The organism is Streptomyces sp. NPDC051364 (assembly GCF_040682115.1).
GTDB lineage: Bacteria > Actinomycetota > Actinomycetes > Streptomycetales > Streptomycetaceae > Streptomyces.
The window spans coordinates 197,450-222,103 of record NZ_JBFBAH010000005.1 but is presented as its reverse complement, the minus strand read 5'-3'; the positions used below and the strand labels follow the sequence as shown (position 1 = coordinate 222,103).

Sequence of the window (24,654 nt, the reverse complement as noted above, 5' to 3'; positions counted from 1 at the left end):
AGGACTCAGGACTCAGGACTCAGGGGCGGGTGATCCGGACCTGGAAGCTGCCGTTGCGCAGCTCGCCCACCACCGAGACGCTGATGCCCGCCTTGTCGTCCGTGAAGGTCTCGCCCGGCCGGAACGGCGCGTCCGACAGCTCTCCGTGCACGTTGGGCCGCCGGGTGCAGCCGCCGCTGCCGTTCACGCTGTCCGAGACGGTCACGGGCCCGCGCCCGGTGTCCACCTGGGAGTCCACCTTGTAGATCAGTACGCCGGGCTTGCAGACGGCCTCGTCGTTCCCGCTCTGGGTGCGCACCTCCACCGCGTACCCGGCGCTCTCCGACACCGGTACGAAGGCCAGCTTCGTGCCGCCCTCCACTCCGAGCGGGTTCAGGGTGTGGTCGCTGACGCCGGATTTCGAGGCGCAGCTGATCTGCGAGCCGTCCAGCCAGCCCAGCTTCCACTTGTGCCAGCCCAGCAGGTCGTTGTTGGCGCCCCAGTCCTCGCTCATGATGTCCCAGTGCCCGACCGCGCCCCCGCCGTCGGAGGTGTACAGGTCGGGCAGTCCGAAGACGTGCCCGTTCTCGTGGGGGAGCACCCGGTAGCCGGTCTCCCGGTAGAAGCCCGAGCCGTCGTCCTGGCGGCTGTAGACGAAGGACGTGTTGGCGAGCGGCACGCCGTCGGCCATCGGGGCCTCGCCGTTGCCGGAGAAGGTCACCGAGAGCACGGTGTCCAGGGCGGACGGTCCGGCGTTCGGCGTGACCAGGATGTTGACCAGGTCGTAGCGGCTGAAATCCACCTCCGAGTCGGCGGCCTTCGCGATGTGCTCGACGAGCTGCCGGTAGCCCGGCTCGTACGCGGAGCCGCGCCCGATCCCGTACGCGGCGAACGGCATCGGCATCCGCAGCCAGGTCCTTATCGGTGCCTCGGCGCGGTAGGTGAGGCGGCCGTAGGAGCTGGTGCGGAACCAGTCGGAGGTCTGGGGGAAGAACTCCGCGAGCCGGTCCAGCGCCGTGCCCTCGCCCTTGGCGTCCGGGAAGTCGATCATCAGGTTCAGCGCCCGCACCTCGCCGGTCGAGCGGGAGTACCCGGGCGGGGTCGGCATGCCCTCGGACATCTGCACGCCCATCGCGCCGGTGATCCGGCAGGGCGCCAGCGCGGACTCGGCGCTCGTGGCCACGGGCCCGGCCGCGGATCGGCCTCGGTCGGCTATCCCGGTGCTCGCGGTGGCGGTGACACCGAGGGCCAGCGCGGTGAGGCCGATGTAGGCGCAGGCGCGGCGTGGTGAGCGTATCCGGTGGCGGGTCTGCGGCATGGAGATCGCCTTCGGGTCCGCGGCAGCCGGCCGGGCCCGGACTGCGCTCTGTGCGATCACCCTCCGTCGGCTGCGGCGCGCCCGCGCGTCGGGTACGTCCGAACGGGAACCGTGATATGACCCAGGTCACACATGAGAGTGAAATAACCGGGGACGCAGTCCCCGTTTGTACGGGAGTCCCGCAAAGCGGGGACCGGCTCCCCGCTTGGGGGTGGGTACGAGTCCCAGGCCCAGGGAGGCCTCGAATGACGCGCTCCACCACCCTCGCGGCGGTTCCGGCCGCCCCGGAGGCGGCCGCGGCCGTGGACCTGACGGGCGCGGAGGCCGCTGCCACGCGGGTCCCGCGTCCGCGCGCGGACGCCGTCCGCAACCGCGAGCGGATCCTGGTGGCGGCGCGCGAGGTGCTCGTGGAGCTGGGCTCGGGCGCACCGTTCGACGAGGTCGCCCGCCGGGCGGGCATCGGCAACGCCACGCTCTACCGGCACTTCCCCGACCGGGCCGCCCTGGTCCACCACGTCGTGCTCTTCGTCATGGACCGGGTCACGGCCCAGGCCGAGGACTCGCTCGCCGAGGAGCCCGACGCCTTCGCCGCGCTGTGCCGTTTCACGCACGCCGCCGCGGACGAGCGGATCGGTGCCCTGTGCCCCATGCTCGCCGGGGACTTCGACGGCGAGCACCCCGAACTCGTCGCGGCCCGCGAGGCCTTGGCGGAAGCCGTCGAGACCCTGGTGACCGCCGGCCAGGAGGCCGGGCTGATCCGTACGGACGTCGGCGTCGGCGACCTGATGGTCGCGCTCTCCCAGCTCAGCCGGCCCCTGCCGGGCATCAGCTGCTCCGCGGTGGACGGGTTCGTCCACCGTCATCTCCAGCTGTTCCTGGACGGGTTGCAGGCCCCGGCCCGCTCCCGGCTGCCCGGTTCGGCGGCCACCCTCGAGGACTTGAGGCAGAAAACCATGTGACGCCCGCGGGTTGCGCCCGCTAGCGTCGCAAACCCGGCTTAAACAGCTTTAACGTGTCAAATGTCTTGAACGTCCTGAACATCATTTTTCAGTCATTCCGCAGATGAAATGGGTATCCCCATGCCGAAAACGGCCGCGACCCTCGCGCCGGCTGCCGATCCCAGCCGCTGGAAGGCACTCGTCTTCATAGCCCTGGCGCAGCTGATGGTCGTCCTCGACGCGACCATCGTGAACATCGCCCTCCCGTCCGCCCAGACCGACCTCGGCATCTCCGACGGCAACCGCCAGTGGGTCATCACCGCGTACGCGCTGGCCTTCGGCGGGCTGCTCCTCTTCGGCGGCCGCATCGCCGACAAGTGGGGCCGTAGGAACGCCTTCATCGTCGGTCTCATCGGCTTCGCCCTGGCCTCCGCGCTCGGCGGCGCCGCCAACGGCGAGGCGATGATGCTCGGCGCCCGCGCACTCCAGGGTGCCTTCGGCGCACTGCTCGCCCCGGCCGCGCTCTCCCTGCTGGCCGTCATGTTCACCGACGCCAAGGAGCGCGCCAAGGCATTCGGCATCTACGGTGCGATCGCCGGTGGCGGCGGCGCCGTCGGCCTGATCCTGGGCGGCTTCCTCACCGAGTACCTGAACTGGCGCTGGACGTTCTTCGTCAACATCCCGTTCGCGATCGTCGCGGCCGCTGGTGCCTGGCTGGTCATCCGTGAGCCCGCAGGCGGCCGCAACCGCGCGCCGCTCGACATCCCCGGCGTGGTCCTGTCCACCCTCGGCCTCGTCGCGCTGGTCTACGGCTTCACCCGCGCCGAGTCGGCCGGCTGGTCCGACACGGTCACCGTGGCCATGTTCATCGGCTCGGCGACGCTGCTCGCGGCCTTCGTGTTCGTCGAGTCCCGGGTGAAGTCCCCGCTGCTGCCGCTGCGCGTCCTGCTGGAGCGCAACCGCGGCGGTGTCTACCTCTCGCTGGGCCTGGCCGTCATCGCGATGTTCGGCCTGTTCCTCTTCCTGACGTACTACCTCCAGGTCGTGAAGGGCTTCTCGCCGGTCAAGACCGGCTTCGCCTTCCTGCCGATGATCGCGGGCATGATCACGGGCTCCACGCAGATCGGCGCCCGCCTGATGACCCGGGTCGCGCCCCGGCTGCTGATGGGCCCGGGCTTCCTGCTCGCCGCCACCGGCATGCTGATGCTGACCCAGCTCGAGGTCGGGTCCTCGTACCCGGCGCTGATCCTGCCGGCGCAGCTGCTGCTGGGCCTCGGCATGGGTACGGCGTTCATGCCGGCCATGTCGCTGGCCACGCACGGGGTGAACCCGGCCGACGCCGGTGTCGCCTCCGCCATGGTCAACACCTCGCAGCAGGTGGGCGGTGCGATCGGCACCGCCTTGCTGAACACGATCGCCGCCTCGGCGACCACCGCGTACCTGACCGACCACGCGGCCGAGGCCGCGGCGGGCGGTCCGGCGGCGAAGCTGATCCAGGCCCAGGCGATGGTGGAGGGCTACTCCAGCGCCATCTGGTGGGCGGTCGGCATCCTCGTCGCCAGCTCGGCCATCGCCCTGACGCTGATCAACACCGGCCGTCCGGACGCCGGCGGCCCCGTCGCCTCCGGTGACGGCGCGGGCGCCGACGCCGAGGTGAAGGTCCCGGTGATCGCCCACTGACGCGGCTCGGGGAACCCCGGGAATGACTGCCGACCCCGCATCGTTCAAATTTGAACGATGCGGGGTCAGTCTTGTGTCCGGCCCTGTGCTGACGACGAGGAGCGCCCCGTGACGACCATCCCGCCCCCCGCCGAATCCCCGGCCCGCATGCCGGCGCTCTATCTGAGCCACGGCGCCCCGCCGCTCGCCGACGACCCGGTCTGGCCCGGGGAGCTCGCCGCCTGGTCCGCCGCGCTGCCCCGCCCCCACGCGATCCTGATGGTCTCCGCGCACTGGGAGGAGGCCCCGCTCGCCCTCGGTGCCACGGAGCCGGTCCCCCTCGTTCACGACTTCTGGGGCTTCCCGGAGCACTACTACCGGGTCCGCTACGACGCCCCCGGCGCCCCCGCGCTCGCGGCCTCCGTACGCGCCCTCCTGCGCGCCCCCGGCACCCCCGTCCAGGACTTCCCGGACCGCGGCCTCGACCACGGCGCGTACGTCCCGTTGGTGGAGATGTTCCCGGAGGCCGACATACCGGTCCTGCAGATCTCCCTGCCCACGCTGGACCCGCGCCGGCTGATGGACATCGGCCGCAAGCTCGCGCCCCTGCGCGACGAGGGTGTCCTGATCGTCGGCAGCGGTTTCTTCACCCACAACCTGGCCGCGCTGCGCCACACCGGGCCCGGGGTTCCGTCCTGGTCGGCGGAGTTCGACGCGTGGGGCCGCGAGGCGCTGGCCGCGTCCGACGTCGACGCGCTGCTGGACTTCGAGGCCAAGTCCCCGGCGGGCCGCCTCGCCCACCCCCGTACGGAGCACTTCGCCCCGCTGTTCGTCACCCTCGGCGCCGCGGACGCCTCCGGCGACCTCGCCCGCCGCTCCGACGCGGTCGACGGCTTCTGGATGGGCCTTTCGAAGCGTTCGGTCCAGTTCGGCTAGGAATGAGCCGGTTGTCCAGGCAACCGGAAACGGGTGGGGACCGTCTTCAGGGGTGGAGTGCAGCCACGGCACGTGTCGCGGCGTGTGACGGCGGTCTCACGGACGCGGCGCCCGTACGGGTCGGCGAAGGCTTCCGGGCCGGCCTCGAACGCGGGCCTGACCTGCACCTCTTCGGGCTCCGGCGGTATCCCGCCCGGCCCCCTGCGCGAGGGGTGGCGGGGCAGGATACTGCAAGATCTCGAAAAACAGGGACCGGCGTGGGAATTCTGTCCCGATTCCAGTCGTTGTTTCCTTCGGAAGCCGGCACTCGGGAGAGTGTCCAGGGACGCAGAGCCGCGTTCCAGCAGCCGCACCGCGACCTAACTCATTGCAAGGGAGCACGCATGGCAACCCGCGCCGTCGCCCGTCGTCAGTCCAGGGGCAGCGCCCGCGCTGTGGGCGGGGAGATCGCCGACCGCGACCTGGTGGGCATGTACCTGGACGAGATCGCGCGTACCCCGCTGCTCGACGCGGCCAAGGAAGTGGAGCTCTCGCAGATCATCGAGGCGGGCGTGTACGCCCAGCAGATCCTCGACGGCGAGACGGAGCGCGAGGGCGAGACGCCGTCGCGCGAGGAGCTGGAAGCGCTGGCCGCCGAGGGAGAGCGCGCCAAGGAGATCTTCATCCGCTCCAACCTCCGCCTCGTCGTGGCCGTCGCCCGCCGCTACCCGCGCAGCGGCCTGCCCCTGCTCGACCTGATCCAGGAGGGCAACGCGGGCCTGGTGCGCGCCGTCGAGAAGTTCGACTACGCCAAGGGCTTCAAGTTCTCCACGTACGCCACGTGGTGGATCCGCCAGGCCATCACCCGCTCCATCGCCGACCAGTCCCGCACCATCCGCCTCCCCGTCCACCTGGTGGAGGAGCTCGGCCGGATCCGCCGGATCCAGCGGGAGTTCAACCGGGAGAACGGCCGGGACCCGGACCACGCGGAGGTCGCCGCCGCGCTGGACTCGACGGAGAAGCGCGTGGGCGACGTCCTGGACTGGGCGCGCGACCCGGTCAGCCTGAACATGTCCGTGGACGACGAGGGCGAGACGCAGTTCGGCGACCTCCTCGAGGACACCTCCGCGATCTCCCCGGAGCAGTCCGTCCTGTCGCTCCTGCGCAGCGAGGAGCTGGAGGACCTGCTGGGCAAGCTGGACCAGCGCACGGCGTCGATCATCAAGATGCGGTACGGCATCGACGACGGCCGCGAGCGGACCCTGACGGAGGTCGGCAAGCAGCACGGCCTGACGCGCGAGCGGATCCGCCAGATCGAGAAGCACGCGCTGCTCGAGCTGAAGCGCATGGCCCGCGACACGGGCTTCGACGCCGTGGCCTGACCCGGCCCGCGCGAAGCCCCCTCGAACGAGCCCTCGGCGTCTACCCCCCCAGACGCCGGGGGCTCCCTTTCTGCCCCCGGCGGGGCAGAAACAGCCGAGCTCTCCCGGCTACGGCGCCGCCGCCGAGGTCAGGCGCGCGGCCAGCGCACGGGCCGCGGCCGCCAGGGCGTCCGGGGCATGGACCGTGAAGGGCATGCCGACCAGGGCCAGCCGGGCCGCCACCCACTCCGGGGAGTCCGCGCTCGAGAACCGCACCCGGCAGCCGCCGCCCACGGGCTCGGCATCGGCCCGCAGCCAGCCCGGCAGCGCCTCCGCCGGGCCTGCGAACGACACGTCCACCGCGTACGTCTCCCCGCCCCGCAGCCCGCGCCGTACGAACTCCGCCGCCTCCATCGGCAGCTCCCGCGGAGTGAACCGCGCGCCCGTCGCGAACGGCTCCGCGACCCGGTCCACCCGGAACGTCCGCCAGTCCTCCCGGTCCAGGTCGTAGGCCACCAGGTACCACCGGCTCCCCGTGCTCACCAGCCGGTACGGCTCCACCAGTCGCCGCGAGTCCGCTCCGTCCCGCGCCCGGTACGCGAACCGCAGCCGCTCCGGCCCCGCCACCGCCGACGCCATCGTGGTCAGCGTCCGCGGGTCCACGCTGGCCCCGTCCCCGCGGGTCACCGCGATCGTGGCCGACTGCAGCGCGCCCACCCGGTGCCGCAGCCGGCCCGGCAGGACCTGTTCCAGCTTCGCGAGGGCCCGTACGGACGCCTCCTCCACCCCCTCGATCGCATGCCCGGCACCCGCCCGCAGTCCCACCGCGATCGCCACGGCCTCCTCGTCGTCCAGCAGCAGCGGCGGCATCGCGGCCCCCGCCACCAGCCGGTATCCGCCCTCCGCACCCAGCGTGGCCTCCACCGGGTACCCGAGCTCCCGCAGCCGTTCGATGTCGCGCCGGATCGTCCTCGCGCTCACCCGCAGCCGTTCCGCAAGCTCGCTCCCGGGCCATTCGCGCGGGGTCTGGAGCAGGGAGAGCAGGGTGAGCAGCCGTGCCGGGGTGTCCGTCATGGAATCCAGGTTGCCAGTGAAATAGGACACCAACTGACCTAGATGCCGTCTAGGTTTCTCTCCATGAGCACCGAGACGTCCAAGACATCGCCCGAGAGAGAGAACGGGCCCGTACAAGAAGAGCGGAACGACACCGCCCACGACGAAGCAGCAGCCTCCAGCTCGTCCGCCGACCGCCGCCGCTGGCTGGCGCTCGCCATCGTGATGACCGCGGCCTTCATGGACCTGGTCGACGTCACGATCGTCAACATCGCGATACCCCGCATGCGCGAGGACTTCGGCGCCTCCACCAGCGCGATCCAGTGGATCACCGCCGGTTACGCGCTCGCCTTCGCCGCCGGCCTGATCACGGGCGGCCGTCTCGGTGACATCTACGGCCGCAAGCGCCTCTTCCTCCTCGGCATCGCCGGCTTCACCGCCGCCTCGCTGCTCTGCGGCATCGCCGCCAACCCCGACATGCTCGTCGCCTCCCGCATCCTCCAGGGCGGCATGGCGGCCCTGATGGTCCCGCAGGTGCTGGCGATCATCCACGTGACGTTCCCGCCGCACGAGCGCGGCAAGGTCTTCGGCATGTTCGGTGCGGTCGTCGGCCTCGGCGCCGTCTCCGGCCCGATGCTCGGCGCCCTGCTCACCGAGTGGAACCTCCTCGGTCTCGAATGGCGCCCGATCTTCCTGATCAACCTGCCGGTCGGCATCGCCGGCGTGATCCTGGGCCGCAAGTTCATCACCGAGTCGAAGGCCCCCAAGGCCCTGCGCCTCGACGTGGTAGGTGTCGTCCTGGCCACCCTCGCCCTGGTCATGCTGATCTTCCCCCTCACGCACGGCCGCGAGAACGACTGGCCGGTCTGGGGCTTCGTCTGCATGATCGCCTCGCCCTTCGTCTTCGCCGCTTTCATCGCGTACGAGAAGTACAAGATCCGCAAGGACGGCTCCCCGCTGGTGGAGCTCTCCCTCTTCAAGGTCAAGAGCTTCGCGGGCGGCATCGCCGTCCAGCTGACCTTCGGCATCGCGACCGGCATCTTCTTCCTGGTCTGGACGATGTACATGCAGATGGGCCTCGGCTGGAGCGCCCTGAAGGCCGGCGCCACCGGCATCCCGTTCTCCCTCGCCGTCTCGGCGGCCGCGGGCATGTCCGTAGGCAAGCTCGTACCGCGCTTCGGCCGCAAGGTGCTCCAGGCGGGCGCGCTCATCATGGCCGCGGGCATCCTCCTCTACATCTGGGAGGCGCAGCGCTACGGCATGGAGATCTCCTCCTGGCAGATGGCTGCACCGCTGATCCTCATGGGCACCGGCATGGGGCTGATCGTCGCGCCGCTGAACGACACCGTGCTGTCCGAGGTGCCGCGCGAGCACGCCGGTTCGGCCTCCGGTCTGATCAACACCACCGGGCAGATGGGCAACGCGCTGGGCCTCGGCCTCACCTCCGTCGTCTTCTTCGGGCTGATGGACGACGACCGCGTCTTCGGTGCGCCGTACGTCGACGCCTTCCACGGTGCGCTGTGGTGGATCGTGGCCGTGTTGATCGTGATCTTCGGGGTGATGTTCGTGCTGCCGCGCAAGTCGGTCCCGATGGAGCAGCGCGAGGGTGGCAGCCAGGCCGCGGCCGCGGCCGCGGCCGCTCCCGAGGCCGTCCCCGCCGGGTAGCCCGCGCCGTTCCCCTGACGGGCATGTCCGCTTCTGTTGGCGGACATGCCCGTTTGCTTTGGTTTGCTGCGGAACGGGCGTACGGTTGGCGCGTGATCCGCAGAGGTCGTGCTCGTATGATCCTCACCGTCACCCCGAACCCCTCCCTCGACCGGACGTACGAGGTCCCCTCGCTGGACCGCGGCGCCGTCCTGCGCGCCACCGGCGACCGCGTCGACCCCGGAGGCAAGGGGGTCAACGTCTCCCGCGCGGTGGCCGCCGCAGGAGTCTTCACGACGGCGGTCCTCCCGCTCGGCGGCGCGTCGGGCACGCTGATCGCCGAACTGCTGGGCGCACAGGGCGTGGACGTCACCGCGGTGACGGTCGCCGGTCAGACCCGGTCGAACATCTCGCTCGTCGAACCCGACGGCACCCTCACCAAGATCAACGCGCCCGGCCCCGAGCTCACCGCGGAGGAATCCGGCCTCCTGCTGGAGACCGTCCGTACCGCGGCCGGAGACCCGGTCTGGATCGCGGCCTGCGGCAGCCTCCCGCTCGGCCTGGCGCCCGAGTGGTACGCCGACCTGGTCGCCCGCGCCCGCGAAGCCGGTGCCAAGGTCGCGCTGGACACCTCGGGCCCGGCGCTGACCGCCGCACTGCAGGCCCGCCCGGACCTGATCAAGCCCAACGCCGCGGAGCTCGCCCAGGCGGTCGGCCGCCCGCTGGCCACCCTGGGCGAGGTCGCCCGGGCAGCCCAGGAGCTCCGCTCCCGGGGCGCGGGCGCGGTGCTCGCCTCGCTCGGCGCGGACGGTCAGCTCCTGGTGAGCGCCGAGGGCACCTTCCACGGCACGGCCCCCGTGGCCGCCGTACGCAGCGACGTCGGAGCGGGCGACGCCTCGCTGGCCGGCTTCCTGATCGCGGGCGGGACCGGCCCCGGAGCCCTCGCCTCGGCCCTGGCCCACGGCGCGGCCGCGGTTCAGCTCCCCGGCAGCGCCATGCCGGTCCCCGCGGACCTGCGCCCCGAGGCGGTCCGCGTCACTGAGAACCCGCCCCCGGACCTGCGCCTGTCCACCCCCGCCACGCCGTGAAGCGGCGCTGGAGCAGCCTCATCTCACCCGCGCGCGGAGCTCCATCGCCCCGCGGGCGGCTGCCTCGCTCTCGTACACCTCGCACATGTGCCGCCCGTCCGGCGTCGCCGTGTGCTCGACCTCCCACAGGCTGACCGCGCTCCCGTCCAGCAGCACGAACGAGTGCTCGTACAGGCTGAACCCGGCACTCCGCCCGTCCACCCTGCGCGGCCGGGTGCCGAACGCCTGGGTGATCTGGTGCGCGTACGCCGATCTCAGTAACAGCGCCGTCCGCTCGCCCGGCCGGTCCGGGTTCTCCGCGCGCCGCAGCACCCTGCGGGCATGGTCGGCGGACTCCTCCACCGCGTACTCCCGGTGCCGGTGCGCCGGCGCCCCGGCCGCGAACAGCGCGCTCAGCACCGCCACGTCGGTGTCCGGCTCCTCCTCGGCGGCGGCGAACGCCGGGTCCAGCTCCGGGTCGAACGCGGCCTCCGCCGGGGCGTCGCCGAACAGCCGGGCCACGGCCAGGCAGGTCTCCGCCTTGCTCACGAAGACCTCGTGCCGGATCGTCCGGTCGCCCTCCAGCCGGTACACCAGCTCCCACAGGGACGCCGAACCGCCGTCGGACAGCAGGTACGTGTGCCGGTGGGTCTCCCGCCACCGCCCCGCCGCCGGGCTGTGGTGGGTGGTGTACAGGGAGGAGCTGTGGGCGAGCGCCGTACCGAGGCGCTCGACCAACCGGTCCGGCAGGTCGAAGGAGTTGAGGGCGCGGCCCAGGAGTCGCTCGAGGTGCGTCTCGGTTGTCTCGTACGGATCGCTCAAGGTGGGTCTCCAGGCCGTCGCAGCTAGTGACTTCGCGGAAGCTCAACGTAGCCCCTGGCTCTGACATCACGTCCGGGGTTCGGTAAAACGTCCGGGAAGCATCAGGGGTTCCCCCACCCCTTCAGGTCAACTTGGGCAGGGATGCGCATGGTTCGCCCGGGTCTGTGCCGGAGCGGGGGAACATGGGCCGTATGGCAACGAAAACAGTGGGCCTTCCCCGCCAGCAGGGGCGGCCCCACAGTCGACACGAGGGCGAACCGGCCGCCACCCCGCGGGTGTTGGCCTGGCTGCTGGTGCTGGCCGGGGCTGCCGGGGTGCTGGCCTCCTGGGTGATCACCCTCGACAAGTTCCTGCTGCTGGAGGACCCGGACTTCAAGCCCGCCTGCAGCCTCAACCCCGTGGTCTCCTGCGGCAGCGTCATGAAGAGCGACCAGGCGGCGGCCTTCGGCTTCCCCAACCCCCTGCTGGGACTGGTCGCGTACGGGGCCGTCGTGTGCGTCGGCGCGGGCCTGCTGGCCGGCGCCCGCTACCGCGGCTGGTTCTGGCTGGGACTGAACGCCGGCACCGTCTTCGGAGTCGGCTTCTGCAGCTGGCTGATGGTGCAGTCCCTGTACGAGATCAACGCGCTCTGCCTGTGGTGCTGTCTGACCTGGGTGGCCACCCTGCTGATGTTCTGGGCGGTCACCGCGTACAACGTGCGCACCCGTGCACTGCCCGCCCCCGGCCCGGTGCGGACCTTCTTCACCGAATTCGGCTGGGCCCCGCCCGCCCTGCACATCGGCGTGATCGGGATGCTGATCCTCACCAGGTGGTGGGAGTTCTGGACCGGGTGACGGCCCGGCGCGTGCGAGGGCCCCGGCAGCTGGAGGCTGCCGGGGCCCTCGTCACATCGCTCCACGGGCGGGGTGGCCCGGACTGCAAAAGCCGGGGGAGCGGAGATCAGCTGTGGACGGCGCCGTTGCCCGACAGGATCGGGATGTTGTCCAGGATGTGCGAGAGGGCCTCGTCGCCCTTGGCCTGGGTGGAGTTCTCGGTGCACTGCTGGTTCTGCGGGTTCGACAGGAGGTTGACGTCCTGGAGGCCGATCGGGACGGCGCCGACCAGGCTCTGGACGTTGGCCTTCACCGGCAGGGCGATGCAGGGCTTGTTGAGCGTGCCCTGGACCAGGCTGAGCTGCGGGCTCAGGTCGCCCGCGGTCTTCTGGTTGCCGTAGATCTGGGAAGCGCCGTTCCCGTTGATGGTGGTGATCCCGTTGTCGTTGCCGATGGCCATGGCCGGGGCGGCAACAGCAGCGCCCGCGCCGACGGCGGCGGCGGTGACCGCGGCAGCAGTCATGATCTTCTTGAGCATCATTGGTCCTTTTGTCGCACGAGTGCCCGCTAGTGGAGCGCCCTGGTCAACTGCCCTGCCGGGGGGTTGGTTCCGCGGCTTCACCCGAACGGCCCGTTCGTGCTGCGCTTTTCCCCGGCCCGGGTGAGCCGCCTCCGGATGCGCGCGCGAAGCCCGTACACAGCCCGAACAGCCGACCGGGGCCCTTCACGCTCCGGTTGCGCTCCGTGCGCGGTGTTCGCACGGTGGGTAAGGAAGCGGATCGCTCGGGTCCGCCTCTGCGCGACCACCGAAGGAACCCCTATGCACCGTAAGAAGCCGTTCCGCAGCCGCGTCCTCGTCCCGTCGGCCCTGGCCGTCGTCATACTCGCCGGCGCGGCCGCCCCCGCGGGCGCCGCGGACGGTGACGCGGCAGCCGCCGTCAGGAAACGAGTGGCGGCCGCCCAGCAGCAGATCGACCGCCGCGTGGCGGCGGCCGGCCCGCTCGACGACCTCCTCGCGGGAATCACCGCGACCCTGGACGGACTCCTCAAGTCCCTCCAGGGCCTGCTGCCGGGGGTGACGCTGCCGCCGATCCAGCTGCCGACTCTGCCGAGCCTGCCGGCGATCCCGGCGATCCCGTCACTGCCGATCCCCTCCATCCCCGAGATCCCCTCCATCCCGGAGATCCCCGAGATCCCCGAGATCCCCGAGATCCCGGAGATCCCCGAGATCCCGGAGACCCCCGAGATCCCTGAACTCCCCGTCTCCAAGCCGGCGGCACCTGTAGCCAAGCCGGCGGCGCCCGTCTCCAAGCCGGCGGCACCTGTAGCCAAACCGGCGGCACCTGTAGCCAAGCCGGCGGCGCCCGTCTCCAAGCCGGCGCTTCCGGTGCCCGCGGTGCCGGCGCGGCCCGCCCCGGCGCCGGTACCGGCCAACCCGGTCCTGACTCCGGTGGAGATCGTGCCGGAGGGTCCCGGCCTCCCGTAGCAGGGAGGCAGGATGGCAGAGGACGGCCGGAAAACCGCGCATGGTTACGACTATTGAGCTGAACAGGTCTGATTTCGCGCGAGGCCGTGTCGTCCGGGAGTCTGAACCGTTTCGCTCGGTGTGAGCCCCGCGTCGGGGCAGAACATCGAACAGAAGGTGCACTTCCCATGAACTCTGCCAAGAAGGCCGCCCTGGTCCTGGCCTCCGCCGGTCTCGTTGCGGCTGGTGCCGCCGGCTCCGCCATGGCCGACTCGTCGGCCGAGGGCGCGGCCGTGGGCTCCCCCGGTGTCCTCTCGGGCAACCTGGCCCAGATCCCGGTTCACGTCCCGATCAATGTCTGCGGCAACACCGTGAACATCATCGCTGCGCTGAACCCCGCGTTCGGCAACGTCTGCGTCAACGACTGACGTCTGTCGGCACACCTGACTGTGGGCGCCACCGGCGAGGCCGGTGGCGCCCACAGTGGTGTGTGCCCGGGGCGGTGACTCGACCGGCTCAGTGCGCCCCGCCGTTGAGGTGGACGCCGCCGAGGAGCGGGGACGCCTGCGTGACTCCGTTCGCCGCGCCGAGCAGCTCGCCCGGCGCATTGTTGCGGATCTCGTTGACGCGCTGTGCGGTGCCCAGGACCTTGCCGACGGTTTCGCCCTGCTCGGCCACCCCGTTGCTCAGGGTCTGCGGGAGCGACTCGGTGACCGGGGCGAGCGAGTTGAAGACCTCGGTGGCCCCACCCGTCAGGCTCGTCGGGGGCATCGCGGCCGGGGCTTCGGCGGCGAAGGCGGGAGCGGAGGCGCCGAGCGCGGCAACGGAGCCGGCGATGACTGCGGCGACCTTCGTGAGCTTCATTATCGAAATCCTCTTCTTTCGTGGACAGACGCGTCAGCGGCGACCGTCGCGCCGCTTTCGCCCTGGGTAACGATTCCCCGCCGCTGCGGAAACGCGTACGGCAACGGCCGGAGAACCCGTCAGGGGATTCTCCGGCCGACATTTCTTCTGATTACCGGTATTGCCGGTCAGGCGATACGGGACCTCCGGTACAGAATGGCGCCGCCCAGGATCAGCGCCGAGGCGAGGGCCGCCGCGGCGGCGGGCTGACCCGCGCCGGTCTCGGCGAGCGCCGGCGCCGAGACGTGGGCCGGGGCGGGAGCGGGGACGGGCGCGGCCGGGACCAGGACCGGGATCGCGGGGGCGGGTGCCGGTGCCAGGTGGACGGGGGCGTCACCGGCGGGGGCGGCCGGCGGCTGGTCGGCGGGACGGACGACCTCGGGAGCGGGGGCCGGGGCCGGGTGCTCCACGAACTGGCTGCCGTGCGGCGGGGCGGGGGCGGGCCCTTCCTCGGCGAGGGGAGCGGGGGCCGGAAGCGGCCGGGGCGCCTCCGCGACCGGAGCCGGGGCGGGGAGCGTTACGGGGGCCTCGTGGACCGGAGCCGGGAGCGGTGCCGGAGCGGGGACCGGCTCCGGCGCGGGCTGCGGCGGCGCAGGCGTCTCCACAGCGGGAGCCTCGTGGACCGGGGCGGGCTTCGGAGCCGGGTGCTCCGGCTTCGGCAGCGGCTTCGGTCGGGGCCGCGGCTGCGGACGCTCGGGCGCCGGGGGAGCGTGGTGGGCCACCGGCGCCGGGGCCGGGAGGGTGTGCGGGTGGTCGTCGCACTCCTCCTCGTCCGAGCCGCCGTGGCCGCCATGCCCGCGCGGTCCCTGCGGTCCGCCGTGTTCGGCCGGTCCGTGGTGGCCCCGGTCGTCCGTCTCGCCCGATCCGCCGTAGCCGCCCTCGTCGCGGGACTCCTCGTACCGGGGTGCCGCGTGCCGCGGCGCCTGACGGCGGGACTCCTCGTGACGGGGTTCCTCGCGGCGCTGCTCCGGCAGCGCGTGCCGGCCGCTTTGGCGTTCATCGAGGTAGCGCTCGAAGGCCTCGGCGTGCTCGGGGCTGAGGTAGCGCCCGTGCTCGTGGTCGGCGTCCGAACCGGTCGTGGTGGCGCAGTTGTTCCCCATCGCGGGGTTGAGCGCCGCTCCGCCGTCCACGCTGTTGCCACACACGTTCGGCGAGAGGGTGATCGGTACCGAGACGCTGTTGCCGGCCAGCACGCCCGGCGAATGCGAGGCCTCGGCCGTTGCCCCCGGGTGCGCGTAGGCGGCGCCGGCCGCGATCGACAGCAGGCTCGAGGCGGCCGCCGCCGTGAGCACTCCCTTGCCCAGTACCTGTCGGCTCAGTACCTGTCGCATGGGTCCTTCCCTGTCTACCGGCGCTCCCGCCGGTGCTGAATCGAAGGTGGCCTCGGAGTGCACCGCCGTGCACTCCGAGGCCACCCTGAGGAGGTCTGCCCTTGCGGGCAAAGCGCCGCGTCAGGCGTTGACGCAGGTGTTGCCGAACGCGGGGTTCAGCAGCGCGATGATGTTCACGGTGTTGCCGCAGACGTTGACCGGAACGTGGACCGGCACCTGGAGCAGGTTGCCGGACAGCACGCCGGGGGAGCCGATGGCCTTGCCGTCGGCGACCGCGTCGGCCATGGCGGGCGAGGCGGCACCGGCGGCCATCAGAACGCCGGCGGCCAGCACCACTGCCTTCTTGTACGTCATTTGTTTTCGATCCTTCCCGCAGAGGCGTATCCACTGCAGAAATAACAACGAGTGGGTCCGGGAAAAGAAACCGCAGATTTTTGCGGGCGGCTCCGCAATTCACCCCAACGCCGGGCGGGCCGGAATTCGCCGCGGATTTGCCGCGCTGTTTCGCGGGCCGACAAGGCGAGGCCGCCGCGACCCGGAGGGGATGCGGCGGCCTCGCTGACGCGGGGTGCGATCAGCTGTGGACGGCGCCGTTGCCCGACAGGATCGGGATGTTGTCCAGGATGTGCGAGAGGGCCTCGTCGCCCTTGGCCTGGGTGGAGTTCTCGGTGCACTGCTGGTTCTGCGGGTTCGACAGGAGGTTGATGTCCTGGAGGCCGATCGGGACGGCGCCGACCAGGCTCTGGACGTTGGCCTTCGCGGGCAGGGCGATGCAGGGCTTGTTGAACGAGCCCTGGATGAGCGCCATCTGCGGGCTCATGGTCCCGTACGTGGCCTGGTTGCCGTAGATCTGCGAGGCGCCGTTGCCGTTGACGGTGTTGACGCCGTTGTCGTTGCCGATGGCCATCGCCTGCGGGGCCATGGCGGCACCGATGCCCACGACCGAGGCTGCAGCAGCCGCAGTGGCCATCATCTTCTTGATCATTGTCGTCCCTTTTTTGCTGGATTGCCCGGTAGTGGAGCATCCGGATCAACGCCCGGGCCCCGGTTCGGGTTGCGTGGCTTCACCCGGATGCCGTCGTTTGGGGCAGCACGGTTGACGGCGGGGGTGACGCTCAGGCGTTGACGCAGGTGTTGCCGAACGCGGGGTTCAGCAGGGCGATCACGTTGACGGTGTTGCCACAGACGTTCACCGGAACGTCGACCGGGACCTGGAGCAGGTTGCCGCTCAGCACGCCCGGGGACCCCACCGCGAAGCCCTCCGCCGTCGCGCCGCCGTCCGCGGAGGCGAGGCCAGCGCCGCCCATCAGGACCGCAGCGCTCGCGACCGCCATCGTGGCGCCGCGCATCAGCCTCTTCATCTCCGTTTTTCCTTTCGGTTCGAGCAATGGTCCAACCGATTAACGACCCGCCGACTGTGAGGGTGCGTGTTATCGCCCAAAAGGCCGTACGGGCGAGTCCGGCGTGATTTCCCGCCCGACTTCTGACAAAGTTCACTCCTGTTTTGTCCCCTTGATCGAAAATGGAGACAGGGTCATGGGTTCGTCCCGCAGAATCCTCGGCACGTTCGGTCTGCTGTCCTGCCTCGTACTTTCGGCCAACGTCCCCGCTGCGGCCGCGGCCGCAGCGGCTGCCGCCCCGCCGGGCCCCGCGGCACCCGCCGTGCGGGAGATGTCCAAGGTCCCGTTCACCCAGCGTTACCAGGCCGTCCAGCGTGGCGGGCTGGTCCGGGCCTCTAACTCCTCCATCGCCTGCCGCTGGGTGGCGACGCCGGACGCCGAGCCGTGCGGCGAGGTCAACCGCGGCGCGGCCGGGGTCAACGGCGATTTCGACATGTTCTACAGCGAGGTCGACAAGGATCCGGACACCTACAACTCCACCCGGGCCGAGCTCGGGGTCCCGCAGGGCGCGAAGGTCTCGTACGCCCGCCTGTACTGGGGCGGCAACCTGCGGGTGGGCGAGCAGAAGCCGCCGCAGGACAACGGCCGGGTGCTGGTCGCCGAGCCGGGCGGGGCGTACAAGGAGGTCCTCGCCGACACCGTGATCGGCCACCGCACGGACGAGGGCAGCGATGCCTACCAGGCCTCGGCCGACGTCACCCCGCTGGTCCGCAAGGGCGGCGCCGGGATGTGGACGGTCGCCCAGCTGAACATCGCGATGGGCAACTCCGAGGTGGGCGCCTGGGGCGGCTGGACGCTGGTCGTGGCCTACGAGCACCCGCAGGAGCCGGTACGCCGGATCTCGCTGTGGGACGGCTTCGAGTCGCTCGCCGCGGGTGCGGGCGAGGCGGCCGGCGAGACGGTCGAGATCGCCGGCCTGGACACGGCCGCCGGGTCCGCGGGGAAGGCCGGGGTGGTCGCGTACGACGGCGACCGCGGGACCCTCGGGGACTCACTCACGGTGACCGCCGACAGTGGCCGCCGGGTCAACGTCAGCGATGCTGAAAATCCTTTTAATGATGTTATGAATTCCACGATCACGGAATTCGGGCATCCCTCTTTCGTGCGACAGCCCGAACATATGAATAATCTCGGATATGACGCGGACGTGTTCGACCTGAGTCCCGCCCTGTCCGGTGGTGCCCGCAGCCTGAGCTTCAGGTTCACGGGCGAAAGCCAGGGTCAATTCCTCGGCGTGCTCTTCGTTCAGACAGACGCGCGCCGCTGAACGTAGGAGACCACTCCGCGTGCCGACACAGCCTCCCCCTGCGCAGCCCTCGCCTGCGCAGGTCCCGATTCCCCGCCCCCTTTCCGTCCTGCATCTCGTCCAGCCCGTCGACGGCGGTGTCGCCCGCGTCGTCGTCGACCTCGTCCGCGCCCAGACGGCCGCCGGCCTGCGGACCGCCGTCGGCTGCCCGCGCGGCGGACAACTCGCCGACGCCGCCCGCGCCGCCGGGGCCGAGGTGCTCACCTGGCGCGCCGGGCGGGCCCCCGGGCCCGACCTGCCCACCGAAGTGCTCGGCGCCCGGCGGGTGATCGGCCGGATCCGGCCCGACGTCCTGCACGCCCACAGCGCCAAGGCGGGCCTCGCCGGGCGGCTCGCCGTGCGCGGGGCGGTGCCCACCGTCTTCCAGCCGCACGCCTGGTCCTTCGACGCCGTCGGCGGGGCCACCGCCGCGCTCGCCCTGCGCTGGGAGCGGTTCGGGGCCCGTTGGGCCGACCGGGTGCTCTGCGTCAGCGAGGCCGAACGCCGGGCCGGCGAGGCCGAGGGGATCGCCGCCCACTGGTCGGTGATCCGCAACGGCGTGGACCTCGAGCACTTCCGCCCCGGCGGCCCCGACCGGGCCGCGGACCGGGCCCGGGCGCGTACCGAACTCCCGTTGCCCACCGCCTTCCTGGGGGACGGGCCGCTCGCCGTCTGCGTGGGCCGGCTCTGCCAGCAGAAGGGCCAGGACATCCTGCTCCGGGCCTGGCGGGAGGTGCTCGGCAACCTCCCCGAAGCACGCCTCGCGCTCGTCGGCGACGGCCCCGACACCGAGCGGCTGCGCCGCACCGCCCCGCCCGGAGTGCTCTTCGCGGGGCCCGCCTCCGACATCCGACCGTGGCTTCGGGCCGCCGATCTCGTTGTACTGCCGTCGCGGTGGGAAGGCATGGCGCTCGCCCCGCTCGAAGCCATGGCCTGCGGCCGACCGGTCCTGGTCGCCGACGTCAGCGGTGCCCGGGAGAGCCTGCCGCCCGGCCAGGGACGGCTCTGCCTGGTACCGCCGGAGGATCCGACGGCGCTGGCCAAGGCCCTGGGGCGGCTGCTCGCCGACCCGCGGCTGCTCGCCGAACTCGGGGAGCAGGCCCAGCAGCACGCCCGGACCGACTTCGACGTGCGGCGGACCACGGACGCGGTCACCGGTCTGTACCACGAACTGCTGGGTAGGCCCCGGCCCTTGAACCAGGAGCGCATCAGCCGATGACGATGGACAGCGCACCCGCCCGGCACACCGGGCAGGGCGGCACGGGGCCCGCCGGCGGCACCGCCGGCACCGCAGCCGTCCGACGGTCCGTGACCGCCATCCACCCCCCACGCCGGCCCAGTGCCGACCCGGCCCGGCCCCTGGTGCGGCCGCACCGGGTCCGGCGCCGCGACGGGGTCTTCCCGCTGCTGACCGTCGATGCACTGGCCGCCGTACTCACCACGACGGCCCTGGCCAGGCCCGGGGCGGCGCTGCCTGCCGAGGCGGCGGCCCCGATCGCCGTGCTGGCCGCCGCGCTGCACGCGCAGGCCGGGCTGTACCGGCCGCGGCTCGCGCCCTCCGCGCTGCTCGAACTGCCCGCAATGGCCGGGCGGGCCGCCGTCCTGTGGTGCGGGGCCGCCGCTGTGGTGGCCGCCGCGGCACCGGGCCAGGCCCTGGGATGGCCGGCCCTGCTGAGCGCCGTCTGTCTGCAGATCCTCCTGACGTGCACGGGCCGCGGGTTCGTCAACCGGTTCCGCCGCCGCTCCGCCCGCCTCCGCCCCGCCTCCGCCCTCGTCGTCGGCCCCGGCGCCGGGGCGAGTGCGGTCGCCGCCGCCCTGCACGGGCGCCCCGAGTACGGGCTGCGGCCCGTCGGGCTCGCGGACACCGGCGCCGCCGAGGAGGCCAGCGGCAGCGTGCCGGTGCTCGCCACCCACGAGGACATCCGGCGCGCGGTCATCCAGAACTCGGTCCTGCACGCGGTGTTCACCCGCCCGCCGGAGGCCGACGAGCGCACCGCCTCCCTCGTCCGGCTCTTCCACGACCACGGCTGCCGGCTCTGGCTCGCCGACCCGGCCGGCACCGCCAAGGTGACCGGCATGCGGGTGGCGCAGCCCGCCGACCAGCTGTGGGGGTACGCCGTACAGCCGCTGCTGCCCCGCCCGTCCCGGCCGGTGGAGCGCTGGGTGAAGCGGGCCGTCGACGGGCTGCTGGCCGCGATCGCGCTGATCGCGGCCGCGCCCGTGATGGGCCTGTGCGCGCTCGCCGTACGGATCTCCGACGGGCCCGGGGTGATCTTCCGGCAGGAGCGGGCCGGCCTGTACGGGCGCCCCTTCACGCTGCTGAAGTTCCGTACCCTGCGCGCCGACGAGCATGAGTCCGCCACCCGGTGGACGGTCGCGGGCGACCACCGGATGAGCCCCGTCGGCTCCTTCCTGCGCAAGTCCTCGCTCGACGAGCTGCCGCAGCTGTGGAACGTCGTACGGGGTGACATGAGCCTGGTCGGACCGCGGCCGGAACGGCCCTTCTTCGTGGCGAAGTTCGCCGCCGTGCACCCCGGCTACGAGGCCCGGCACCGGATGCCCGTCGGCATCACCGGGCTCGCCCAGATCAACGGCCTGCGCGGGGACACCTCCATCGAGGACCGGGCCCGCTTCGACAACCACTACATCGACACCTGGTCGCTGTGGCAGGACCTGTGGATCCTCGCCCGCACCGCGGCCTCCTTCTTCCGCTTCCGGCTGGGGGGCAGCTGATGAGCCTCGCCCTATCCCCGGTGGGGTACCGGCCCGACGCGGCGGGGCTGCTGCGGCGGCACTGGCCGCTGCTGCCGCTCGCCGCGACCGTCCTGCTGCTCCTCGCCCCGATCGCGGCGGGCGACGCGAGCGCCTCCGGCAAGGTCGGCCCGGCCGATGCCGCCTCGCTGCTGCTGGTGTTCGTGTGCGCGGTACAGGCGCTGCGCGGGCGGGTGCGGGAGCTGAGCCCGCTGGGCGTGCTGGTGCTGGGCGTGCCCGCCGTGGGGCTGGCCGTCGCGACCGCGACCGCCGGGGACCCGTACGTGGCGCTGCCCGGCTTCGTGCGCTACCTCCAGGTGTTCGTGCTGGTCCCGGCGGCGATCGTGCTGCTGGTGCGCGACGCCGGGGAGTTCCGGCTGGCGGCCGGGTGCTTCGTGGTGCTGGCGCTGGTGCAGGGCGCGGTGGGGGTCGTGCAGTACGCGACCCACACGGGGGCCTCGTACCAGGGCGAGGACGTCCGGGCCGTCGGCACCTTCGGCCCCGGCGACGTGATGGGCATGGCCACGGTGGTGGCGTACGGGCTGGTCGTGGCGACCGCCGCGGCGCTGGCGCCGGGGCTGCCGCGCCGGGTACGGCAGCTGGCGGGCGGCGCTGCCCTGGTACTGGTGGTGCCGCTGGTGCTGTCGTTCAGCCGGGGCGCCTGGATCGCCACCGCCGGCACGGCGGTGCTGGTGATGCTGCTGGCCGGGATCCGGCGGGCCCTGAAGGTGCTGCTCGCGCTGGCCGCGGCCGGTGTGGTGCTGGTGGGCGGGCTCGGGGTCGGCTCCGAGATGGTCGTGGAGCGGCTGACCTCGATCACCCAGGTCTCCAGCGCTCCCGACCAGTCGGTGACCGACCGCTACACGATGTGGGCCGCCGCCGAGTCGATGTGGCGCGAGCGGCCGGCCGTCGGGGTGGGCCTCAAGGGCTTCCCGGCCAACCGGGACGGGCACTCCTCGCTGGGGCTGTCCTCCGGCAGTGACACCGCCGGCGCGGGGCAGGCGTACATCCGCCAGCCGCTGCTCTCCCCGCACAACATGTACCTACTGGTGCTGAGCGAGCAGGGCCTGGTCGGGCTGACCGCGCTGGCGGGAGGCTGGGCGGCGCTGCTGGTCGCGGGACTGCGGCGGTGCGCCACGGGCGACTCCAAGCTCCAGGACTGCGGGCTGATCGCGATCGGGCTGTTCGTCTGGCAGCTCACCGACTTCCTGTACGCGGACATCGGCGGGCCGTCCACCGTCCTGACCGGGGTGATCATCGGCCTGGCGGCCTGGTGGGCCCTGCCCTCCCGGCAGGACGCCGCCGCCCTCGCCGCGGCTGCGGGCGGGCGCACCGGCCTTGCGGCCGGCCTGCGCGCCGTACCGGGTGCGGACGGCCGGTGACGGATACGACGCCCTGGCGGCGGCCCGCGGCCGCGGCGACCGAAGTCGCCGCGGCTGCGGGCCGTCCGCCGCACCCCGAACCGGCTCCGGTCACTGCGGTTCCCCCGGTTCCCCCGGTCGCCCCGGTCCACCCGGCCGGCCCCGGCCGTGCGCGGGCGGTCGGCGGGACCGGGGGAACCGGGTCCGGCGGCGGGAACGCGCCGGCTCCGCTGGGGAGGTTCCTGGCCAAGGCCGCCGCCGTCACGGCGGGACTGACCGCCGCCGGGGCGGTGTTCGGGCTGGTCCGGGACCAGACCATCGCGCACCTCTTCGGGGCCGGGCACGACAGCGACGCCTTCCTGATCGCCTGGACCGTGCCCGAGATGGCCTCGACCCTGCTGATCGAGGACGCCATGGCGCTGCTGATGGTGCCCGCGTTCAGCCATGCCCTGGCCCGGCGGGCGGCCTGCCGGGCCGGGCTCACCCGCAAGGAGGCCCGCACGCAGGACCCCGTACGGCTGCTGGTGGGGGCGACCCTGCCGCGGCTGGCGGTGTTCCTGGCCGCCGTCGCCTCCGTGCTCGTCGTCGCCGCGCCGCTCGTCGTCGCCGTGCTCGCGCCCGGACTGCCGGACCCGGACCTGGCCGTGGAGTGCACCCGGATGACCGCGCTGACCGTGCTGTCGTTCGGCATCGCGGGGTACTTCAGCGCGGCGCTCAGGGCACACCGCTCGTTCGTGCCACCGGCCGCGATCTACGTCTCGTACAACGTCGGGATCATCGGGACGATGGTCGCGCTGAACGCGGCGTGGGGGGTGCGGGCCGCCGCCGCCGGGGTCGCCGTCGGCGGGCTGCTGATGGTGCTGGTCCAACTGCCCGCGTTCATCCGGAACGTGGGCTTCGGCCCGTCCCGCGCCAAGGGTGCGCCGCGCAGCCAGCGCGACCGGGACCGGCCCACCCTGATGGCGTTCGGGCTGATCGCCCCGGTGATCTTCTTCGCCGTGTTCCGGCAGTCGCAGGTCCTGGTCGAGCGGTTCCTGGCCGCCTCGCTGCCGCCCGGGGCCATCTCGCACCTGAACTACGCGCAGAAGGTCGCGCAGATGCCGATGGTGCTGTCCCTGATGATCTGCACCGTCACCTTCCCCGTCGTCGCCCAGGCCATGGCAGGCGGCGAGCGCGAGAAGGCCCGGCGGCGCGTCGAACAGGACCTCGCACTGGCCTCCCTCGCCGTCCTCATGGGCAGCGCCCTCGTCATCGGGTACGCGCCCCAGATCATCCAGGTCCTCTTCGAACGCGGCGCCTTCACCCACCGCGACACCCTGGCCACCGCCTCCGTCATGCGGGTCTACGGCCTCGGACTGCTCGGCCACTGCCTCGTCGGGGCGCTGTCCCGGCCCTTCTTCTCGACCGCCCGGCCCACCTGGTTCCCGGCGCTCGCGATGGGCGCCGGACTCCTCGTCAACATCGTGGCCGGAGCCTTCGCCGTCCGCTGGTGGGGCACGTACGGCATCGCCGCCGCCAACGCCGCCGGCATCTCCACCACCGCCGTTCTGCTGCTCACCGGGCTCGGCTCGCGGATCGTCGCCATCCAGGTCCGGCGGGTCGCGCTCAGCATCGGCCGGCTCTCCGTCGCCGCCGTCGGCGCCTGCGGCACCGGCTACATCGCCGGGCCGATGATCCCTGACCCGCTGCTCAGCGCCGCACTCGGCTGCCTGCTCGTCCCCGCCATGTTCGGCGCCTGCGGCATGGCCATACGGGCGCTCGAGATCACCGCCCTGCCCGCCCAGATCACCCAGATGACCCAGAGGTTCCGCAATGCCCGCTGACACCCGCACGGCGCCGGCCGCCGCGACGGTCCCCGCCCGCCGGACCGCCTCGCCGTGGGTCCTGATGTACCACTCGGTCACCGAGTTCACCGACCCCGCCGAGGACCCGTACGGCATCACCGTCACCCCGGGCACGCTGGAGGCCCAGCTGCTGTGGCTGCGCTCGCGGGGCCTGCGCGGGGTGTCCGTCGGCGAACTGCTCCGGGCCTGTGCGGCCGGGCGCGGCGCCGGACTCGTCGGGCTGACCTTCGACGACGGCTACACCGACTACCTGACCCGGGCGCTGCCGCTGCTGCGCCGCCACGACTGCACCTCCACGCTGTTCGTCCTGCCCGGGCGGCTCGGGGTGGACAACGTGTGGGACCCGCTGGGCCCGCGCAAGTCCCTGCTGACCGCCGAGGGCATCCGCGAAGTCGCCGCCGCCGGGCAGGAGATCGGCTCGCACGGGCTGCTCCACCAGGACCTCACCGCGACCGCCGACGACATCCTCCAGCAGGAGCTGCGGGGCAGCCGCGAGCTGATCCGGGAGCTGACCGGGACCCTGCCGGAGGGGTTCTGCTACCCGTACGGGCACCTCGACGAGCGGGTCGTCGCGGCGACGCGGGCCGCCGGGTACGGGTACGCGTGCGCCATCGACCCCGGGCGGCTGGCCGGCCCGCACGCCCTGCCGCGCACCCACGTCAGCCAGGCGGACGGGCCCGGGCGGCTGCGGATCAAGCAGCTGCGGCACCGGGTGCGGGAGCTGCGGCGGGCGGTGCACCGATGAA

The 24,654-nt window shown here is 72.5% G+C and carries 24 protein-coding genes; 15 read left to right on the top strand and 9 right to left on the bottom strand.

Annotated elements, in window-relative coordinates:
• Window positions 1–19: 19 nt before the first annotated feature.
• Entirely contained in the window at window positions 20–1,297 is a 1,278-nt protein-coding gene (locus AB0M76_RS13060) for a M6 family metalloprotease domain-containing protein (protein WP_365952943.1), read from the bottom strand.
• 245 nt (window positions 1,298–1,542) lie between these two features.
• Here AB0M76_RS13060 and AB0M76_RS13055 point away from each other — a divergent pair, with 245 nt between their 5' ends.
• From AB0M76_RS13055 to AB0M76_RS13040, 4 genes are all read left to right on the top strand, one after another.
• Complete coding sequence (locus AB0M76_RS13055) at window positions 1,543–2,256, top strand: TetR/AcrR family transcriptional regulator (protein WP_365952942.1); 714 nt, start codon at window positions 1,543–1,545, stop codon at window positions 2,254–2,256.
• Between the two features lie 120 nt (window positions 2,257–2,376).
• Window positions 2,377–3,915, top strand: a complete 1,539-nt coding sequence (locus AB0M76_RS13050; RefSeq protein WP_365952941.1) for an MFS transporter — start codon at window positions 2,377–2,379, stop codon at window positions 3,913–3,915.
• A 147-nt stretch (window positions 3,916–4,062) separates the two neighbouring features.
• Window positions 4,063–4,830, top strand: a complete 768-nt coding sequence (locus AB0M76_RS13045; protein WP_365953189.1) for a class III extradiol ring-cleavage dioxygenase — start codon at window positions 4,063–4,065, stop codon at window positions 4,828–4,830.
• Between the two features lie 383 nt (window positions 4,831–5,213).
• Complete coding sequence (locus AB0M76_RS13040; RefSeq protein ID WP_365952940.1) at window positions 5,214–6,191, top strand: sigma-70 family RNA polymerase sigma factor; 978 nt, start codon at window positions 5,214–5,216, stop codon at window positions 6,189–6,191.
• A 108-nt stretch (window positions 6,192–6,299) separates the two neighbouring features.
• On the opposite strand, the gene AB0M76_RS13035 is transcribed toward AB0M76_RS13040, so the two are convergent.
• Window positions 6,300–7,244, bottom strand: coding sequence for a YafY family protein (locus tag AB0M76_RS13035; RefSeq protein ID WP_365952939.1), 945 nt, complete (start codon window positions 7,242–7,244; stop codon window positions 6,300–6,302).
• 63 nt (window positions 7,245–7,307) lie between these two features.
• Here AB0M76_RS13035 and AB0M76_RS13030 point away from each other — a divergent pair, with 63 nt between their 5' ends.
• Together AB0M76_RS13030 and pfkB are read left to right on the top strand one after the other, a co-directional pair.
• Window positions 7,308–8,888: an MFS transporter gene (locus AB0M76_RS13030; protein WP_365952938.1), complete on the top strand. Its 1,581-nt coding sequence runs from the start codon at window positions 7,308–7,310 to the stop codon at window positions 8,886–8,888.
• Window positions 8,889–9,004: 116 nt separating this feature from the next.
• Window positions 9,005–9,955, top strand: a complete 951-nt coding sequence (gene pfkB, locus AB0M76_RS13025; protein ID WP_365952937.1) for a 1-phosphofructokinase — start codon at window positions 9,005–9,007, stop codon at window positions 9,953–9,955.
• Between the two features lie 18 nt (window positions 9,956–9,973).
• Here pfkB and AB0M76_RS13020 read toward each other — a convergent pair whose 3' ends face one another.
• Entirely contained in the window at window positions 9,974–10,756 is a 783-nt protein-coding gene (locus AB0M76_RS13020; protein ID WP_365952936.1) for a DUF6227 family protein, read from the bottom strand.
• 191 nt (window positions 10,757–10,947) lie between these two features.
• Here AB0M76_RS13020 and AB0M76_RS13015 point away from each other — a divergent pair, with 191 nt between their 5' ends.
• Complete coding sequence (locus AB0M76_RS13015; RefSeq protein ID WP_365952935.1) at window positions 10,948–11,589, top strand: vitamin K epoxide reductase family protein; 642 nt, start codon at window positions 10,948–10,950, stop codon at window positions 11,587–11,589.
• A 106-nt stretch (window positions 11,590–11,695) separates the two neighbouring features.
• On the opposite strand, the gene AB0M76_RS13010 is transcribed toward AB0M76_RS13015, so the two are convergent.
• Window positions 11,696–12,106, bottom strand: a complete 411-nt coding sequence (locus tag AB0M76_RS13010; protein WP_365953188.1) for a rodlin — start codon at window positions 12,104–12,106, stop codon at window positions 11,696–11,698.
• A gap of 282 nt (window positions 12,107–12,388) precedes the next feature.
• On the opposite strand from AB0M76_RS13010, the gene AB0M76_RS13005 reads away from it, so the two are divergent.
• Window positions 12,389–13,054 (top strand): hypothetical protein, encoded by a 666-nt coding sequence (locus tag AB0M76_RS13005; RefSeq protein WP_365952934.1) that lies wholly within the window; start codon window positions 12,389–12,391, stop codon window positions 13,052–13,054.
• A gap of 167 nt (window positions 13,055–13,221) precedes the next feature.
• The gene (locus AB0M76_RS13000; RefSeq protein WP_365952933.1) at window positions 13,222–13,461 is read left to right on the top strand and encodes a chaplin; all 240 of its coding nucleotides are present in this window, start codon (window positions 13,222–13,224) and stop codon (window positions 13,459–13,461) included.
• 88 nt (window positions 13,462–13,549) lie between these two features.
• Here the strand turns inward: AB0M76_RS13000 and AB0M76_RS12995 are convergent, their stop codons facing one another.
• From AB0M76_RS12995 to AB0M76_RS12975, 5 genes are all read right to left on the bottom strand, one after another.
• The gene (locus AB0M76_RS12995; RefSeq protein ID WP_365952932.1) at window positions 13,550–13,897 is read right to left on the bottom strand and encodes a hypothetical protein; all 348 of its coding nucleotides are present in this window, start codon (window positions 13,895–13,897) and stop codon (window positions 13,550–13,552) included.
• Between the two features lie 167 nt (window positions 13,898–14,064).
• Window positions 14,065–15,267, bottom strand: coding sequence for a chaplin (locus AB0M76_RS12990; RefSeq protein WP_365952931.1), 1,203 nt, complete (start codon window positions 15,265–15,267; stop codon window positions 14,065–14,067).
• 120 nt (window positions 15,268–15,387) lie between these two features.
• Window positions 15,388–15,621 carry a chaplin gene (locus tag AB0M76_RS12985; RefSeq protein WP_365952930.1) on the bottom strand — a complete coding sequence of 78 codons (234 nt, stop codon included), beginning with the start codon at window positions 15,619–15,621 and terminating at the stop codon, window positions 15,388–15,390.
• Window positions 15,622–15,841: 220 nt separating this feature from the next.
• Window positions 15,842–16,252, bottom strand: a complete 411-nt coding sequence (locus AB0M76_RS12980; protein WP_365952929.1) for a rodlin — start codon at window positions 16,250–16,252, stop codon at window positions 15,842–15,844.
• Between the two features lie 130 nt (window positions 16,253–16,382).
• A complete protein-coding gene (locus AB0M76_RS12975) occupies window positions 16,383–16,628 on the bottom strand; it encodes a chaplin (RefSeq protein WP_365952928.1) in 246 nt (81 codons plus the stop codon).
• A 103-nt stretch (window positions 16,629–16,731) separates the two neighbouring features.
• On the opposite strand from AB0M76_RS12975, the gene AB0M76_RS12970 reads away from it, so the two are divergent.
• The 6 genes from AB0M76_RS12970 to AB0M76_RS12945 are packed head-to-tail and all read left to right on the top strand — an operon-like array spanning window position 16,732 to window position 24,653.
• Complete coding sequence (locus AB0M76_RS12970; protein WP_365952927.1) at window positions 16,732–17,934, top strand: DUF3344 domain-containing protein; 1,203 nt, start codon at window positions 16,732–16,734, stop codon at window positions 17,932–17,934.
• Window positions 17,935–17,953: 19 nt separating this feature from the next.
• The gene (locus AB0M76_RS12965) at window positions 17,954–19,171 is read left to right on the top strand and encodes a glycosyltransferase (protein ID WP_365952926.1); all 1,218 of its coding nucleotides are present in this window, start codon (window positions 17,954–17,956) and stop codon (window positions 19,169–19,171) included.
• 2 nt (window positions 19,172–19,173) lie between these two features.
• Window positions 19,174–20,685, top strand: coding sequence for an exopolysaccharide biosynthesis polyprenyl glycosylphosphotransferase (locus tag AB0M76_RS12960; protein WP_365953187.1), 1,512 nt, complete (start codon window positions 19,174–19,176; stop codon window positions 20,683–20,685).
• Window positions 20,685–22,085 carry an O-antigen ligase family protein gene (locus AB0M76_RS12955; protein WP_365952925.1) on the top strand — a complete coding sequence of 467 codons (1,401 nt, stop codon included), beginning with the start codon at window positions 20,685–20,687 and terminating at the stop codon, window positions 22,083–22,085. The genes AB0M76_RS12960 and AB0M76_RS12955 overlap by 1 nt, the downstream gene beginning before the upstream one ends.
• Window positions 22,082–23,887: a lipid II flippase MurJ gene (locus AB0M76_RS12950; protein ID WP_365952924.1), complete on the top strand. Its 1,806-nt coding sequence runs from the start codon at window positions 22,082–22,084 to the stop codon at window positions 23,885–23,887. The genes AB0M76_RS12955 and AB0M76_RS12950 overlap by 4 nt, the downstream gene beginning before the upstream one ends.
• Complete coding sequence (locus tag AB0M76_RS12945; RefSeq protein WP_365952923.1) at window positions 23,877–24,653, top strand: polysaccharide deacetylase family protein; 777 nt, start codon at window positions 23,877–23,879, stop codon at window positions 24,651–24,653. Before AB0M76_RS12950 ends, AB0M76_RS12945 begins: the two co-directional genes overlap by 11 nt.
• Window position 24,654: the final 1 nt, after the last annotated feature.